Raw genomic sequence first — 16,349 nt, forward strand, 5'->3', positions numbered from 1 at the left:
AAAATTATGTGTTCACGTCTATAGATCCGCTCCAACTGCGGTCATCATGGCCGATGTATACGCGACCGTAAAACGGCCTGGTCACGATGCCGGGTAGGGGATTACCGTAGAATTCAGCGACATCCAGCGGTAGCAACATCAGTACCGACGACTTCACGCGTATCGACTGAACACCACCTGGATAGTCAACGGACACCATCATTCCATCATTGTCGGCCTCAGTTGCCGTTGCTTGCCAGAGGCCTTGCATTCCGCCGATAAGAATTCCGCCGCCAGAAAATCCCTGTCTCATGTATTCAGCCATGGCTGCACCCAATTCAAACCATTCGGATGCCGAGAATATCAGGGACGGGTCGCCAAACCAGACTTTGGATTTCTCATCATGAGTGAAGTCGAGATAATCGGCATCAAACAGCTTGAAAAAAGTTCTCTCCTCAGTGGTTTCAATTGGAAACATCGGGTTCTCCTAAGGTGCATCAAGAGCAATTATGAATGGGAGGGGGCCAAAGAAAGGAGTAAAATGGCCGCCCGTCCCATTCACGCGGTCACACCAGAGCAAGGGCTCGATGGCAGCTGGCCGCGCTTCGAAGGCGAGGAACCGAAACCGTCATCTCCGAAATTCTTGATATTTGAAGTCTGACTGCCACTTTTGAGTTCAACAAGCGACAATTTTGCCGCCGGTGGTTTTTCTTTAGCAAGCGAGAGCAATACGAGAACCGTAAGCAGGAAAGCTGGCATGGACATCAAGACGATTACCGTCAGGAAATCCACTCGTTTCGATTTCTTCGCCATCCTTAAGCTGCTCTCGCCATCGGTCTTGGAGCAGGCGCGGATACCGAACCCTGTTGGTAGACCTCATTCATGTCGATGCCATGCTTCTCAAGGATGTCTCTCTTGGCATCGAAGAGGTCTCGGACGCCTTCTATACAATCGGTGCCAGCGAGATGATTGTAAACGTCAGCAGGATCGGCATTCTGTAAGATTGCACATTCGCGGTCACTCATGGAAACAAGCCAGAGACCGTGGTTGCCATCGAAATTGTCGACGTTCTTGGCCAGGAACTGAACACGCTCAAGCTTATCAAGGCACGCCCAATCTTGAACGAACTGCGACACCGCAACTCTGTCATGATGGGAGGCAAACATCTGATTTTGAGAGCGCAGCCATGCCACGTAGTCCTCACCTTGTAGTGGGGTGTCGTGCAGTGGGCTGATCATGGTCTTCGTATTTCGATTATAAAAGACAATCGAGTTTTCTTCATCCGACAGATAAAATAGCCCGTAATCGCGCAGGAATTCCTCAAGACGTCGATTCAGATCATTCTGGTGATCTTCTGCGCGCTTCATCTCTATCCGCTGTTGCAGTCTTGCTTTCATTGCCTCATTCATTTTTGTTCTCCCTTTTATTGGTTTGGTTTCGGTTAGTTTTGCCCAAACGGCGCGATGTCCGTCAGATACGTCCACTTTTTGTTGTATCCAGCTTCTGAGCGTGCCCATCTTGGCAACAGCATCCATGTGATGATGATTACCGCGTTCGAGTACATAATTTTGAATTCAGTGGTGAGACGCTTGTCTTTCACGAGGGACTGGTGGATGTCTTTGTAGTCAGCGCGCTTCATAAACCATGCCCTGAATTCGGCGTATGTTCCGAAGGTCGGCGTGCAGATCAGTCTTTCTTCGATATCGTCCAAAATGTCTTTTTTGTCTGCCTGACTGTCGACGTGGCAGTAGTCGCGCAGCATATCTTCAAGAGCGTCATACGATCTCATGACCATGGTGATCGCCGTGGTATCGAAATGGAGTATATTAATGTCGAAAGTCTTGGTTGCACGTTTCAGCCTGACTCGAACACCGTTGTAAAGCTGGTTTCTTGTATAAGACAGATGATGCAAGATGCCGTTTGCAGCTTCTCTTGCGATCTTTTCATCTAGCTCAATTGTCAGCGTCGGTTGCATTGTCGAATACTCCTTTTGCTATGCGCTCTCCATATTTATTGAGAATATCCTTATTGTGTTCTTGTCTCTTGCAAGCCACAAGGCATTTGTTTCTTGCAAATCGCAATGGCCTTGAAACCGTTGTTAGATGTGGGTTGTTGGAATCCGTTTGAGTGAAGGTGTCAAAACTGCCGTGTGACGAATTCCATGTCACCACGGTAGTAACCTTTCGAGACCATCAACTCGGGTTCGACGATCCTGACCTTGAATTTGCCTTCCAACGTTTCCCTGCATTTTGCCCACTTGGGCAAGTCGTTATAAAAGAGCTGCAGAATTTGGCGATGCCGTTGTCCGTCACTCGACATTTCGTTCAAGGCGTATCGGACATCTGGAATATCGGTGATGGCGTCCTCGAACTCCTCAAAGCGTTGATATAGATAAGCCTCTCCTTTCAATTTTCCTGTTCGGTCTGCCTCACTGATCGGTTCCAGACATCGTGCAACAAGCTCTCGGAAATCGGCTGGTATGCGATATTCGACACCTCTGTCATCCGTCAGGATTATGTCATTGAATTCTACAGTTTTCTGGTATGTCAAAGTCCTCTCCAAAATCGGTTTCTGACCGATCTTTGAAGCTGACGTTGCAAGGCACAAAACGATGACTGACCTGACTTTACATATGGAACTGACTGACGAAGCGTATTCGGTGCTGAAGCGCGATGGCATTTTGGTGAACGCTCCCGACCTCATCGGTGATCAGAATTGGCTTCCAGCATATGAATGGCTGACATTGAAGATGCTTGAACGTCTGCCAGCACCTAATAGTGGTTGGAAACCCTGGCCGCTGTGGGCGTGGCTTCGTATAGATGGAAAAGAAAAGGGGTTCCGCATCTCAGAGCCTAGGATGGGGACTCATTCAATCCATGCGATTACGGCTGATACGAGCGCAATAGCTGAAAGGTAATTTACAGCCAGTCTGTCGTAACGGGTTGCGATCCGCCGCCAGTTCTTGAGCTTGCAGAAGAGACGCTCGATGACATTGCGGCGGCGATAGGCTTTCCTATCGAGGGGATAGGGTATTTTGCGTGCGGCAGACGACGGGATCACAGCCTTGATCTTTGCCTTTCCCAGCCATTGCCTGAGACTGTCTGCATCATAAGCTTTGTCAGCCAGCAGGCGCTTCGCGGGTCGCGCGACTTTCAGTAGTGGGATGGCCATCTTTATATCTGCGACGTTTCCCGGTGTCAGGACGATGGCGACCGGTCTGCCACGATCATCGGCCAGACAATGGATTTTGCTCGTTCTTCCGCCACGTGAGGTGCCAATCGCTTGCGCCCACGCCCCCCTTTTGAGCCTTGGGCGGAACGATGTGCCTTGATATGTGTACTATCTATGGAAAGCTCTTCCGGCACGGGGCCACAGGCCGCCATTTTCTCGAAAAGACGATGCCATATACGCCTCTGAGACCAACGATGGTAACGATTGTAGATGGTCTTTGCCGGACCATATTCAGTTGGAACATCACGCCAGCGACATCCAACCTTTAACACATGCAAGATACCGGAGATCACCCGCCTATCATCAACACGCCGTGCACCAGGCTGGTTCTTAGGTAGGTGTGGTTCAAGAGCCGCCCAAGCAGCATCAGAAAGCCAGAAAAGGTCAGCGTTCATAATCTCCTCCTTGCAGGAAACTCGTTCACACAAAGAATCAGCCAATTATGACAACAACTTGATCAGGTCCCCATCCTAGAAACTGGATGGTAAAATTCCGAAAGTCGGCCAACCAGGTTTTGCTTTCTGACTACGTGAAATGGCACTCGCCGCTGAACCTGTCATTTTTGCCAGACTATGCCGCCGACGAAGCCGCCGCTGATCGTGAATACGACGAGTTTCAAGAGTTTATGGCCAGAGCTGGACGTATCGGCGTCGACGAGCTGATCGAGAAATCGAAGCATGAAAGCAGTCTACATCCCTTGCTGGGAATTGTGCATCGCTCGTGGGATCGTATCTTCGATGTTGAAAATGCTGGGACAGTGCAGGCAACCTTTTGGCAACTTGATCTTCAGGACGTGATTAGCGCTAGACAGAAAAGGTAAAATAGGTAGGTATTATTTTATAAATATTGTAGCCGACAGTTTTCCTGGGCAAGCTGATAACTCAGAAGATTTCGAACCGATAAAATTGGCATCCTGACAGGTGGGGTAGGGGGCGCGGAAATGGGAGGCTACGGCCTCCTTTTTCTATTGAAGACCGTGTGGCCATTTCCTAAGGTGAAACTGTTAGTTGATTTTGGGGCGGGGTGTTCCGTGTTGAAGAAAATAGTTCTCACTTGCTGCATTGCAGCAGGCCTTTCTGCGTGCAAACAAGAAGTCGTTGGCACGCTTTATGTTCGTGACCTTCTGGAGGTCCTGGAAACGAAAAAGGACATTCCAGTCGATATTTCGATAAACATTTACGAGATGGGCATCGCCAAAAAATGCAATGACCCCAAGAGCGATCAAATTGTGAAAGCAGTTGCCGCTCAATTCCAATCTGCATCGCTTGCAGGCTGTGAAGTCGTGAAGGGCAGTATGAGAGATCGCATGACCATTAAGGCGACTACGGTTTTGACTGCGCCTGAGGGACGTGAACTCTCAGCTGGGAAATACCTTCTGCAATTTGATGCTATGAAAACACCTGTCACCAACAATAATAAACAGGTCGATGGATTGTTCTTTATAGCCCATTTTTCCAGAGACAAATACGAAGAAATCAGGAAAGCAATTCGGGCCGTTGATATGATGGCCAATATCGACCTCGAAGAAGTTGACGTTAAAATCAGTATTAATAACGACCTTCGCTCGGACGTCGTTGTTGTACCTACAATTGGATCATTCGTTGATGGGCATCCTGTCGACGTCGAAAACGTGTCTCTTACACTGCAGCCACGCAAAGAAATTGAGGCGGTATTTGGTAATGTGAAATCGGCTTCGCTTACAATGAACCAATGGGCAGCCGTTGCCACTCTGTTTGAACCGGAATCCTCCGACAAAGCGGCGACAAGCCAGTGATGCGCGCTTGGTTAACCATGGTCTTTTTGCTGATGGTGTCGCAAATGTCACCATCAGTCGCTGCCGAATTGACGAAAGCTGAAGCAAATGCTTCGATCTCGCTTCAAGAGTTTGTTCAGGCTCACCCCGACTGCATGGATTTTACCGATCAGTGCTCAATTTGCTCGCAGCAGAGCGGGGAATTGGTCTGCTCGACGCCAAAGATCGCGTGCATTCAAAAAGAACTGTCCTGCACGCGATCTCGTGTACCAGACGCAAAGAACAAGTGATCAGAATTCCGGTTACTCGGTCAACTGAAGGCTCCAATGTCTGCTGAAGATATCGAGCAGTTTTTGCTGTCGATCTTCGAGCACCTCCGGCGTCCAGGCTGGTAATGACCGGACTTCCTGAGTGAGGACGAACGGCGATGCGGTGCCGTCATTTCCGGCAAAATAGACGTTCTTCTTCGTATCGAAATCAAAATTCGAAGCGGCGGGATTCTTGCGGATGTGAAGCGGCACCAGGTTTGCCAATCGTTGCGTCCAATCCTCCCGCAGTTCGGTGTCTGGAAAGATGTCCAGCCATCCGGATTTCTCTGACGGCGTCTGTGGCAGGATGTGCTCAATAGATACGTTTGTGAATTCCTGCCTCTTTGATCCGTCCGATTTCAATGCTTCAAGGCGTAGGATGAGAGCCGCACGGGCTTTGGGCAACTTTTTATAGATGTCGCCATCGAGTGCGGCGATGAAGGATTTCTTCTCTTCGTTGTCGAGCCCGAGGCTTGCCATGCTTTCGCTGAAGCCGTCAAAACCCTCCTTTTCAATCTCTTCAATGACAGCCACGAAATGCTCGATACGAGAATTGATGCCCGCTTTGGTGACAAGCAGATAATAGGAAAGCCTTTCGAGGCGCTTCAGGAACTCGGCAATCAGGCGAGGCTGATTTCTGAATTTTTTGAAGAACGATAGCGCTGGCGGTATCCAGTCTTTCCAATCGACCCGATTCAGGTGCCGGAGCCGCTCATTGATTTCCTCGGCGGTCTCAGTCGCTTCGAAGTTTGCGTCTCTGACGAACGAGTATATATCCGAATACGGTTCAATGACATCGTCGACCAGTTTTTCAGCTGGCATGCCCTTTGCAACGAACTCTGTGAACTCCTTTGACAGAATAGCGTGCTGCTTCTTCTTTGCATATATCGTGCGAACGTGGCCGAGAAGGTCCACGAAACCGTTCCGGCCCAGTTTCCGTTCCAGTGACGTCCATTTCTTCGCGTAATCCTTGCTCTTAGCTTCACCGTCTTTTGACTTACGGATATCGCCCAGCACTTTGGCTTTCAGGATGTCACTTGGGAAAAGATCGAGCCCACGATCATTCAGAACGCTAAAGATGCGATAGGCGGACTCGAAATTCGGGGTCGAGATGACCACCATCGAGCATTTGTAAGCCAAAAAACCTAGCAGTGAGGCGCGCTCTTCCTCTGTGAGCTTCCCGAGCTCGTCGAGAAAGAGGGCAGCGTTTTCCTTGAACCGGAGACGGCTATCGACCAGTTTCTCTGTCGATGCGACCAACCATTGGATTCCACCGGGTTCCTGAATGTAATCTCGAAAGAATGCTTCGTCTTCCTGAAACGCAGATAAGCGATACTCGTTTGGCTCGTCATCCCGAATGCCGAGGCCTTCCTTATATAGAAATGCTGTCAACGCCCTGGCCTTACTCGGTAGCAAGGCGCGCAGGGCGGAAAACAGAATAGTCAACGTAGTTAGGCGCTGTTGACCATCGACGACGTCGGCGTTTGCAATGCGGTCAGCTTTGATCAGAACGATACTGCCAAGAAAGTAAAAGGCGTTGTCCGTCGAATTGCTCGTTTGGAAATCCCGCATGGCGTCGAGGAGATCGCTGAGAAGTTCGCCAGCTTGCTCGGTCGTCCACGAGTAGGGCCGTTGGTAGTCAGGAATTCTAAATTGAAATTCGTCAGAAAAAATATCTTTAATCAGCTTGTCATGCGCTTCCAGAGATTTCGTCATTTCCCGCCCAAATCAGTATGTTAGTGGTTGTATGCCTATAATCCACATCCCGCGACCGTTGTGAATCCTGAATCTGTATCGTTCTTGATATGTTCCGTCATTGGGCGTATGACTCCTGACAAGCAAGACAGGAGATATCTCTCATGGTCGACGAACCAGAAAAGATCGCGTTGGTGCTGAAATGGACAAAGACATGGGAAGACCGCGAGAACGATTTCGTGGCACGTTCTCCTGTGCATGAGGACAGCGTCGGCCGCATTTATCTCCATGAACACGGTGCCCAGCAAGGCGAATGGTCGTGGAGCTTTACTGCCCACGGTGAGGGCATTGCTCGTCCCAAAATTCACAACGGGATAGCTCCGTCACCTCGCGAAGCGGCGAAGGCTGTCGAAAATGCTTGGTTCGCGGCCATAAAGGATACTCCGCTCGACGTCGCCGAACCTTCAAAGCCTTCCAAAAACTCCTACGCGGCAGCAAAAGGCGGCGAATGATGACGACGTTGACGCCAGTTCCGGTTTCTTACGTGCAGCACTTGCTGCCCATGGCGTCAATTCGTGTGCCAGCTGGCTTTCCCTCGCCAACGGCAGACCACGAAGAGGACGAGATTGATCCAATAGCATGGGTCGTTCGTCACCCGTCAGCGACCTTCTGGTGGCGAGTATCGGGCGACAGTCTGATGGACGAAGGTATTCACGATGGCGATCTGATTGCGGTTGACAGGGCAGGGAAAAGACGTGTCGGAAGGATCGTGCTAGCTGTCGTTGACGGTAATGTGACCGTCAAGAAGCTCGCGAAACGCGACGGCCGATATTGGCTTGATCCGAAGTCGAAGGGAAGGGACTTCGCACCGATCCTGATCACCGAAAGCACCGAGATTTGGGGCGTGGTCGCGGGTGTAGTCAGGAGGTATGCCGTTGAATGACGCCACCCATTGCCTTGATCGATTGCAATAATTTTTACGTGAGTTGCGAGCGGGTTTTCGACCAAAGCCTCGTCGGCATCCCTGTGATCGTGCTTTCCAATAATGATGGCTGTGCTGTCGCTCGATCCGAAGAAGCGAAGGCGCTTGGAATTAAGATGGGCGCACCACTGTTCCAGATCCGCGACGTAGTCAAAGCACATGGCATTCGCGTGCTGTCGTCGAACTATAGCCTCTACGGAGACATGAGCAGGCGTGTGGTCGAGACCATAGGCGGGTTTTCACCTGTGATCGAAAATTATAGTGTCGATGAAACGTTCGTCGACCTAGATGGCTTTAATGATCCTGTCAGGCAGTCAACTGAGATGCGTATGGCCGTCCGCGAGGCCACAGGAATTCCAACCTGCGTCGGTTTAGCTCCAACAAAGACGCTCGCAAAGCTTGCCAATTTCGCCGCCAAGAAGAACCCCATCTTTGGAGGTGTGTGCGATTTCATGAACGACCAGGTGCGATCTTGGTGCATGGAAAGGATAGATGTCGGCGAGGTCTGGGGCGTGGGAAGCAGAACCGAGGCTAAACTGAAGGTTATCGGGATCAACACGGCCGCCCAACTACGCGACATGTCGATGCCGCAGGCCAGAAAGATCGGCACCGTTGTCCTGGAGCGCCTCGTTGCCGAATTGCAAGGTGTTCGTTGCCTTGAACTTGAAGAAGTGGCTCCTCAACGTAAAGGCATGGCTGTCACCAGATCGTCTGGATCGCCCATGACCTCATTGGATGCCGTCGCGCAGGCAGTGACAGCGCATGCAACACGTGCTGCCGAGAAGCTGAGACAGTATGGTCTCGTCGCGGGGCAGGTAACCGTCTTCTTTCACACCAGCCTTTTTTCGCCGACCGCACCGCGTCATTCGGTGTCGAGAACAGTGCATTTGAAGCCGATGAGCAATGACACCTTCGACCTCGTTCAGGCGGCGCTTCTTTGCACGCGTAAAGGTTGGAAAGGCGATCCATCTGGTAACGGATCTGCCTATACGAAGGCAGGTGTATTGCTCGATGACCTGATTGCGGCCGACAAGGCTCCGGCGATTCTGTTCGAAGTCGAGCGGCCGAGGGATGCACGGCTTATGACGGCGCTCGATGCAGTAAACGACCGATGGGGGGAAAAGACGCTTCTGCTTGGTTCCGAAGGCTTCAAACGGGATTTCGAAGCTAAGGCAATGATGAGGTCGCCAAGGTATACGACGAGATTGGACGAATTGCCTGTCGTCGTCGTTTGCTAGGGGTCAACGACATCGTCATTCATGGAGATCAAAGGAATTGCAAGACCAGACTTCTTTCAATTGTGACAGAGAGGCCCCCCAAGCTTTGAATTTTATTGAGCGGTAGAACAATTTGTCTTTTTTATTCATAGATAAGGTGTAGTTCTGATTGCTGCAGGATATCTGCTGACCTGCTACATTGCAGTTATGTGCCACAAAGCTTCCCCCGCCTGGTAGCAACAAAGTCATTCCTAACGACGTAACACCAACAATGGACTCGGAAGAGTGACTGAATTGATTGGTAATCCCGAATTGCCGGGAGTTGTTTTCGACGTGTCTGCATCTGTAGACACCGCTAAATCCATCAGTATCGGCTGAAATAGAATAAAAATCAGCATACGATGAAAGTGCCGACATAAGAAGAACGGCAAAGCCAACAACGACAGTACGCATAAAGTCCCCCACGCTAATCAGCGCATATTAGTAATGTTGGACAGGATTTCTACGGTTTTTACCGATTTGGATGGACCGTTTTTCAAACACTCCTGCTTTTTCACAGGTAAACTCTCTAGCACGCGGCAGAAGGCTATCAACAGTCTAAAAATGGGGTTGCAAACTCAAGATGGTATGAGGAAAAGTAGTCCCGATGTATCTGATATCCCATAATTTGAGGCTTTAATGAGACGTGTTGTTAAAGTGGCACTTATTGTTGCGACAGTTTTTGTAGCACAAAGCGTTGGGGCAATCGATATCGGGAAGATTAACGGGCACGAAATCACGCTGACCGAGCAGGACTATGAGAAAATCCTTAAGGTCGACGGTCGCGAAATGCACCGCAATGCGATCATTCTCTTTGATGAGATGACGACTGTGTCGGGAGTTCCGATCATTATCGGTTTGAGTTCTGGGGGCGGCAATGCCTGTGATGGCAGCCCTTTTGTTATCAGCCTTCCAGTAGACGGGAAAGCGAAGCTGGATGGCCCCATAGATTCATGCGCAACGGTGTCGCACGATATAGAGAACGACAAGGTCATATTTTCTACTCCGAACCTTCCTGGAAAAGGTCAGGAGAAATGGCAATGGACGGCCGAGGCCGGACTAAAAAGCATAGGAAGAACCGAGTTCAAGGCCAGCGATAACAGTGGTTGGAATGCGCTAAGAGAGCAGACTATTCGCTATCCTTGGGATGTCTTTGACAACGTGGAGATCAGCGCACAAATCAAGCAACTTCTTGGAAGCGACTTTGAGAAATATCAGACGATATTGACGGGCGTGGGGAGCGGCGAATATCAAAATGGCGATTATTCAGGGCAATCCTGCACGCCACATAGCTGCACATTCGAGGAAGCAATTATCTATCTGTCCCACTCCGACAAAAAGGTCTATGCCGGGTACAAACTTGAAGGGCAGAAGATAAAGGTATTTCCGGTCGTCAAGGAATGGCCGGACAAGGCAAAGGCGGAATTGAGAAGCTGGGCGACCAAGTGGAAATGACTAGATTTCAAAGTTTGAAAGGCAATTAGGGGAGGCAAATGAAAAAACTGGTGATAGCAACCGCGATATCATCGTTCACGCTAACAAGCTATGCAAATGCTGCTTGTCGAACGATGCATCAAGTTTCCGACAACATGATGGAGTTGGGTTACACCGAAGAGTGGGAAGGCGACAACAACAGAGATGTTCTCGATTTCGTTCACGCATACTCAAGAATATGGTGCGGCGGAAAGTCCTGTAAAACGGACAACGATGCCGTCCTGAAGGCAGACCACGTTATCGTTTATTCCGGAAAAGACGATAGGGCTGTGTTTTTCAATAGAAAGGGCTGCAAGTCCTATTCGATTGTTCACCGTCGAGGCGATTTGACCAGCATTTGGTGAGGCATGCAGGTGCACTGAGATTGGTGAGTGACATGGAAGATCTAACAAAACCAACAAACGGCGAACACACCTACAGGGTGCTGAAGTTTTTAACTAAGTCCATTGTCCAGTTTCTGCCGCCAGGAGCGTCAGGGACAGCCTCAGAGTTGTTCGACCTTCTAGTATCGGATCCCGCCGTCAAAAGGCGGGACCGCTTCATGATGGATCTCGCCAATAGGCTAGATGAACTTGCGGAAAATGCGGTGTTTGACCCGGCATCGTTGATCCATAACGATGATATTAGCGCATTCCTGCTTCACGCCGTTCAGATTGCTGTTCGCTCGCGCGGCGTTGAAAAACTAGAAGCGCTCAAAGAAGTAGCGGCCCGTGGAACGATAGCTAGCGATGAGGAAGAACGAGCTCCCGCGTACGTTGCTATGGGTATCATAGATCGGCTAACGGAATATCATATCATTCGGCTACGATGGGAAGTGAAGCCACGCAGGTCTTACACGTACGGAGAGGTCAAGGCTGGCAACTTTGAAGATCTGCATTATGGTCAGCCTACATTCTCTGATCCATCCGTTCTAAAGAACCCCACTGAGGTATTTAATTTTCAGGGTACTATACGGTACGTGGAGAAACAGAGCGTCCTCAATTTCCGTTTAGCATATGCAGATCTTGCCGCAATGGGCCTCCTTACCGCCGTCCCGGAGCAGGAGATTTACGTCGAGAATTACCGAGAGAAACAGAGGCCAACGGGGAAGATAGCTGGATATGTCCCTTCGGAACTCGGTAAGTTTGTTGTCCAGTACATCGAGCCTTTGCAGACGCCTAGTAGCGTTTAACGTTGTTTACATTAGAGAAACAAACAGACCTTTATCTTCTAATTTGTGGAAACCTTACCCGTGTTCACGTCGAGATAGACTCGCTTCGCGCCTCCGTTGCAATAGGTAAAGTAAATACCGACACCTCTGCTTTTTTGTGTCGAACGCACCCAACCGCCTTGATCAATGAAATCTTGCAATTTGCATTGACCTGATGCCATTAGCTCTTCTGCGGCTGCGATGAAGCGATCCTTATGTTCATCATATCGATCAGAATCCTTCAGAGCCTGCTCAATAGCAGAATTCCCTGCTTTAGCTTGCGCTGGCCTTTCCTTGGATAAGGCATCGAGTTTGACCCATTCGGCAAACTTGCCGCCAACAATTCCATTGGATTTGTCACATACCGCTCGCCCTGAATCCACATACTGGGATTTACCGCCTGAGCACGAGGCATCATAAAAATGGGTTACGCGGCCCCATCCATTTCGCGTTTCCAAGACTTTCGCCGATTCACGGAAGGACAGCTTTCCGACTGTTCCACACTTAACGCTAGGACAGGTTTTGCGCTCGACAGCTTCGACTTTGACCCAGAACTGGTCCTCAGCTAGCGCTGATCCGGAAACGAGCGTTGCGGCCGAAATCGCAATGGCGAAACTGATCGTTTTCATGTCGCGCTCTTTCAAAACTTGAATTTTGGTGTCGATGCGGCCGCATCAGCTTCCATGTCGACACAGCCCTTCAGGATGACATAAGAGCTATCACTGTATCGAGCAACTTCCTCACAGTAATTTCGTGTCTTTGAAGAGAGAGCCGCCCATCTGGGTTTCAGCTCATCATAAGAGCTCTGCTCCATCTCAATGCATCCATTGTAAACGACGGATGATCCGCCGCTGTAGTCCGAGACGCCTTTGCAGTACGTTGCTGGGTCATAACGTGGTAAAGATTGTGCCAGTGCAGATGTCGCAGTAGTTGCGAGTAACGCAATTCCGATTGCGGTTAAAAATTTCATGATTCCATCTCCAAGCCCTCGTTGGAGATTATCTGTGTAAGCATATATTTCAACTCCGACGACGTGCGCCTACGACCGGTAATTCATAGCTTCAGGGCAATTCCTTGTTGCTACGAACGCAAAAAGAGGGCCGTAGCCCTCTTTCGGTCAGTGTCGGTAGAAAAGATCAGAAGCTAACCTTCAATGACGCGTTGACGCCATTTCGTTGTGCTCCAGAGCCGAACTGACCGCTATAGGACACACCAAGTGTGGCGTCCTTCGACAGCACAAAATCCAACCCGGCTTCGATAATGGTAGTATCCTTGGCTATCGGCGCACCAGTAACGGTGAAAGCGTTGGAGCCCAAGAAGCTCGCGGTCGAAACAGGGTTCACGTCTCCAGCTGCATGTCTCCAGCCAAGATCAGCGCGAGCGGTAGTGGGGATCGATCCCAGATCAAATGTAGTCGAAGCTCGGAATCCGAGGGTGCTGAACGTGGTGTCCGTCGTGTCGGATTCCATGGATAGCGCTGCTGCCGTCTGGCCGTCCTCGTTGAATCCATCAGTTTTCAATCGGACATAGGACAGATTGGCGTACGGTTCGAGCACAGCCTTCGGGAGTCGGATTTTGTATCCGAGCTCACCGAATATTTGGAACGTTCCCGCATCGTAGTCAGCGCTCAAGCTATCATTGAAAACGGGGAAGGCGACAGAACGGTTCATATCCAACTGATGCCAAGTGTAAGCGAGACCCGAGCTGAAAGCCAAGGCGTTGCCGTCAGACATCTGCCATTCGGTGCCCGTGTAAGCACCAATGGTGTAGTTATCGCTGCTGCCGGATGATGCGCTGCTATCGACATCGAAGGAGGTATGACTATAGCCAGCCAGGAGTCCGAGACGCCAGTTTTCATAAACAAGCCTGTCGATACCTGTGACAAAGCCGCCAACTGACGATTTCATGCGGCTAGTGTTGCCGGTCGAATCCTGTTCACTCCAAGCGCCGTAAACGTATCCCCATCCCGTATAGAGGTTTCCAGTATCTGCTTGTGCTGTCACGGTCTCGAAGGCTTCAGACTTTTTGGCTTCAGAAGCATAGTTCATCGTGGCCACTGGTGCTGTCGGCGTCGATCCGTTGGCTTGTTGCAGCCAATTGGTGATTGCGCTGTTGATGAACTGCGACTGATTGATCAGAGCACCTTTCGCAGACGCGTAAGCCTCACCTGACAGATTGTTAAATGCAGCACGGGCTTCATCGGCTGAGAGCATCAAGAGCCTGTTGTAAAGGGCCAGAGAACTTCCTGTCTGTGAAAGGGAATCCAGTGCCTGGGCTGTTGCGAACTCATTTTTCGTTTCTGCAACTGTCGTGAACAAAGGCGTTGGTTTCGGATTCTCACCTTGTCCGGGATTGCCACCTGGATCTGGATTGTTCGGTTCGGGTTCGGATGCAATAGGCTTCAGCGCGACGTTGAAGGCATTTGAACTCTGATCTGGATCGAGTGTGAAGGTCAGGAACGCGGAGTTTGATGTCACATCCGCAAATTGTCCGTTAACCAGGTTAGCTGCAGACAGAATATTGTAATTCTGGCCTGCTTGGTAGCTGATTTCGGGATCAAGTGCCGTGATGACGAGATGCGAACCGCTGATGTTTGCCCGACCTGTTACATTGACGAGATCGGCAGTGCCGTCACCAGCCAGTTCGGCCATAAGGTAGGAGCCAGCCTGCAGGGTTAGGTCACCATTGATCGTCAACGTTCCAATCGAATTGCCTGGCGACAGAATACCACCGGATTGAATGCTTATGAGTGAACCTGGGCCTGAACCCAGCGTGCCGTATCCGCCGAGTGTTGCTCCGTCGAAAACAGTCACATTGCCGCCAAGCTTACCGTTCCCCAGATTGTTCCCAACGATCAACTTGCCGCTCTTAACCGTGGTCGAGCCTGCATATCCAGAACTGTCACCTGTCAAAGTAAGGGTATTGGACCCATCTTTGATTATGTCGCCATTGCCAGCATAGATACCGTTCCAGGAAACGGCATTTGAACGATCATAGATTAAGGTGCCAAGGTTGGTAATCGTGCCAGTGAAATTGGTGCCGCCAATGAGACCAGTCGTTCCGCCATTGCCCAACTGAAGTGTGCTGTTAGGGCCAATAAGGACGTCGCCTCTTGAACTATTGGTGGTGGCAAGAATGAGCTTTCCACTGCCGACGTGGGCGAAAAGACCATTGCCAGTAATTTCTCCGTTGTAGAGGACGTCATCTGAGCGATTGAAAACAACCGCGCCGTGATTGGTTATGCTGCCAGCGACTGATCCTTCAGTACCACCATTTCCTAACTCCAGGACCGCACCAGCCATGATGCCTGTCCCGCCTGTATAGCTATTGGTACCAGTGAAAACTTGTTGTCCACTACCGATATTTACGCCGCCATCCCCGGAGATCACACCGCTAAACGTTCCAGCGGCGTTATTGATTTGCAGGTAATTGCTGCCAAGCGCGACATTTCCATGGCCTGAAAGGTTGTTAATCTGTGCGGAACTGGCATTGGAAACGTCGAACGTTCCATCAACTTGAACGTCGCTAGATTGGTTTACTCGCCCTTGACCGGATAAAGCTAATGTCGCCCCGTTGGCAATCGTGGTTGCGCCAGTATAATCATTCATTCCCTCCAAGGTCAGCGTACCATTTGCGGAATTGCTGCTATCCTTGACTGTCAGGCCACCACTTCCTGATAATGCCCTTCTGATAGTGCTATCGTTCCCCGCCGTGTCGATAGTGCCACCACCTGCCGACAGATTGATTGTCCGCGACGTCGACAAATCAAAGGCCGACCCAAATTTGAGTTCGCCGCCATCGAAGGTTAGCCCTCCATTGATGTCACCGAGATTGCTATCAGAGGAAACAGAAAGCGTACCCTGGTTGAGGACCGTGCCGCCTGCATAAGTGTTATTTCCGAAAAGCGTAAGCGTACCCACACCGTTCTTAATAAGCCGCGCCGCCGAACCTCCGCCTGAATTCGCCTGAATTCTGCCTGTCAAAGAAATTGCATGTCCGGCAGTGTCCACCGTAAGATCGGTAGAAGGGTTCAGGCTAAAGTTGTTGGCCAAGGTTACGTCTTTATTTGCCGACAGCGTGGCCGAAGAAAACTGTGTTGTAATGCGAGCGGTTGAAAGAGCTCTATCATCGCCTGCCACGAGTGTTCCATTACCGATAAGGATAGATCCTGAACCTCCGCCAAATGTATTGGCATGATTAAGAACGAGCGTTCCTTGGACGTAGATTCCCGTACCGCCGCCGCTGATCTCACCATCAATTATAAGTGTTCCCGAACCAGCTTTATCGATGAAACTCGTTCCGCCTTGGATGCCCCCAGTGATATGGCCGTTACCTAATGTGTTGAATTGCACATATTGGCCATTCGTGACGATATTTCCACTTAGAACGCCATTTGCACCGTTCGCAAAAAGCACAGTTGCAGGCATTACCAAATAGAAGTCATCCGTGACCGTCTGTTCAC

General features: G+C 50.3%; 19 protein-coding genes. 8 read left to right on the forward strand and 11 right to left on the reverse strand.

From position 1 onward, the window contains the following. Positions 1-4 precede the first annotated feature (4 nt). From FJQ48_RS11235 to FJQ48_RS11260, 6 genes are all read right to left on the reverse strand, one after another. On the reverse strand, positions 5-457 hold the full coding sequence (locus tag FJQ48_RS11235) for a hypothetical protein (protein ID WP_139975205.1): 453 nt from the start codon (positions 455-457) through the stop codon (positions 5-7). Between the two features lie 80 nt (positions 458-537). Then, complete coding sequence (locus tag FJQ48_RS11240; protein WP_139975206.1) at positions 538-792, reverse strand: hypothetical protein; 255 nt, start codon at positions 790-792, stop codon at positions 538-540. Between the two features lie 2 nt (positions 793-794). Beyond that, positions 795-1,388 carry a hypothetical protein gene (locus FJQ48_RS11245; RefSeq protein WP_139975207.1) on the reverse strand — a complete coding sequence of 198 codons (594 nt, stop codon included), beginning with the start codon at positions 1,386-1,388 and terminating at the stop codon, positions 795-797. A 32-nt stretch (positions 1,389-1,420) separates the two neighbouring features. Next, positions 1,421-1,954, reverse strand: a complete 534-nt coding sequence (locus FJQ48_RS11250; RefSeq protein ID WP_139975208.1) for a hypothetical protein — start codon at positions 1,952-1,954, stop codon at positions 1,421-1,423. A gap of 161 nt (positions 1,955-2,115) precedes the next feature. Further along, a complete protein-coding gene (locus FJQ48_RS11255) occupies positions 2,116-2,529 on the reverse strand; it encodes a hypothetical protein (protein ID WP_139975209.1) in 414 nt (137 codons plus the stop codon). Between the two features lie 315 nt (positions 2,530-2,844). Beyond that, a protein-coding gene (locus FJQ48_RS11260) for an IS5 family transposase (protein ID WP_139975210.1) occupies positions 2,845-3,605 on the reverse strand; the annotation gives its coding sequence in 2 pieces (ribosomal slippage) (positions 2,845-3,269 and positions 3,269-3,605; 762 coding nt in all). A gap of 86 nt (positions 3,606-3,691) precedes the next feature. On the opposite strand from FJQ48_RS11260, the gene FJQ48_RS11265 reads away from it, so the two are divergent. Next, the gene (locus tag FJQ48_RS11265) at positions 3,692-4,030 is read left to right on the forward strand and encodes a DUF3841 domain-containing protein (protein ID WP_139975211.1); all 339 of its coding nucleotides are present in this window, start codon (positions 3,692-3,694) and stop codon (positions 4,028-4,030) included. A gap of 120 nt (positions 4,031-4,150) precedes the next feature. Further along, on the forward strand, positions 4,151-4,984 hold the full coding sequence (locus tag FJQ48_RS11270) for a hypothetical protein (protein ID WP_139975212.1): 834 nt from the start codon (positions 4,151-4,153) through the stop codon (positions 4,982-4,984). 281 nt (positions 4,985-5,265) lie between these two features. Here the strand turns inward: FJQ48_RS11270 and FJQ48_RS11280 are convergent, their stop codons facing one another. Next, positions 5,266-6,987: a DUF262 domain-containing protein gene (locus tag FJQ48_RS11280; RefSeq protein ID WP_139975213.1), complete on the reverse strand. Its 1,722-nt coding sequence runs from the start codon at positions 6,985-6,987 to the stop codon at positions 5,266-5,268. 143 nt (positions 6,988-7,130) lie between these two features. Here FJQ48_RS11280 and FJQ48_RS11285 point away from each other — a divergent pair, with 143 nt between their 5' ends. Genes FJQ48_RS11285 through FJQ48_RS11295 form a run of 3 tightly spaced genes read left to right on the forward strand, consistent with a single transcriptional unit; the run spans position 7,131 to position 9,186 of the window. Beyond that, positions 7,131-7,478, forward strand: coding sequence for a hypothetical protein (locus FJQ48_RS11285; RefSeq protein WP_139975214.1), 348 nt, complete (start codon positions 7,131-7,133; stop codon positions 7,476-7,478). Continuing rightward, on the forward strand, positions 7,478-7,909 hold the full coding sequence (locus FJQ48_RS11290) for a S24 family peptidase (protein ID WP_247870355.1): 432 nt from the start codon (positions 7,478-7,480) through the stop codon (positions 7,907-7,909). The genes FJQ48_RS11285 and FJQ48_RS11290 overlap by 1 nt, the downstream gene beginning before the upstream one ends. Further along, a complete protein-coding gene (locus FJQ48_RS11295; protein WP_139975216.1) occupies positions 7,906-9,186 on the forward strand; it encodes a Y-family DNA polymerase in 1,281 nt (426 codons plus the stop codon). The genes FJQ48_RS11290 and FJQ48_RS11295 overlap by 4 nt, the downstream gene beginning before the upstream one ends. Before the next feature lie 15 nt (positions 9,187-9,201). On the opposite strand, the gene FJQ48_RS11300 is transcribed toward FJQ48_RS11295, so the two are convergent. Beyond that, complete coding sequence (locus FJQ48_RS11300) at positions 9,202-9,618, reverse strand: hypothetical protein (protein ID WP_139975217.1); 417 nt, start codon at positions 9,616-9,618, stop codon at positions 9,202-9,204. Between the two features lie 225 nt (positions 9,619-9,843). Here FJQ48_RS11300 and FJQ48_RS11305 point away from each other — a divergent pair, with 225 nt between their 5' ends. The 3 genes from FJQ48_RS11305 to FJQ48_RS11315 are packed head-to-tail and all read left to right on the forward strand — an operon-like array spanning position 9,844 to position 11,869. After that, positions 9,844-10,659: a hypothetical protein gene (locus FJQ48_RS11305; protein ID WP_247870356.1), complete on the forward strand. Its 816-nt coding sequence runs from the start codon at positions 9,844-9,846 to the stop codon at positions 10,657-10,659. Positions 10,660-10,697: 38 nt separating this feature from the next. Continuing rightward, positions 10,698-11,042, forward strand: a complete 345-nt coding sequence (locus FJQ48_RS11310) for a hypothetical protein (protein WP_139975218.1) — start codon at positions 10,698-10,700, stop codon at positions 11,040-11,042. Between the two features lie 32 nt (positions 11,043-11,074). After that, on the forward strand, positions 11,075-11,869 hold the full coding sequence (locus FJQ48_RS11315) for a hypothetical protein (RefSeq protein WP_139975219.1): 795 nt from the start codon (positions 11,075-11,077) through the stop codon (positions 11,867-11,869). Between the two features lie 38 nt (positions 11,870-11,907). On the opposite strand, the gene FJQ48_RS11320 is transcribed toward FJQ48_RS11315, so the two are convergent. From FJQ48_RS11320 to FJQ48_RS11330, 3 genes are all read right to left on the reverse strand, one after another. After that, complete coding sequence (locus FJQ48_RS11320) at positions 11,908-12,516, reverse strand: hypothetical protein (RefSeq protein ID WP_139975220.1); 609 nt, start codon at positions 12,514-12,516, stop codon at positions 11,908-11,910. A gap of 11 nt (positions 12,517-12,527) precedes the next feature. Further along, entirely contained in the window at positions 12,528-12,857 is a 330-nt protein-coding gene (locus FJQ48_RS11325) for a hypothetical protein (RefSeq protein ID WP_139975221.1), read from the reverse strand. 166 nt (positions 12,858-13,023) lie between these two features. Then, complete coding sequence (locus tag FJQ48_RS11330) at positions 13,024-16,239, reverse strand: autotransporter domain-containing protein (protein WP_247870357.1); 3,216 nt, start codon at positions 16,237-16,239, stop codon at positions 13,024-13,026. Positions 16,240-16,349 lie beyond the last annotated feature (110 nt).

Source organism: Ochrobactrum sp. CGA5, from assembly GCF_006345815.1.
In the GTDB taxonomy this organism is placed as follows: Bacteria; Pseudomonadota; Alphaproteobacteria; order Rhizobiales; family Rhizobiaceae; genus Brucella.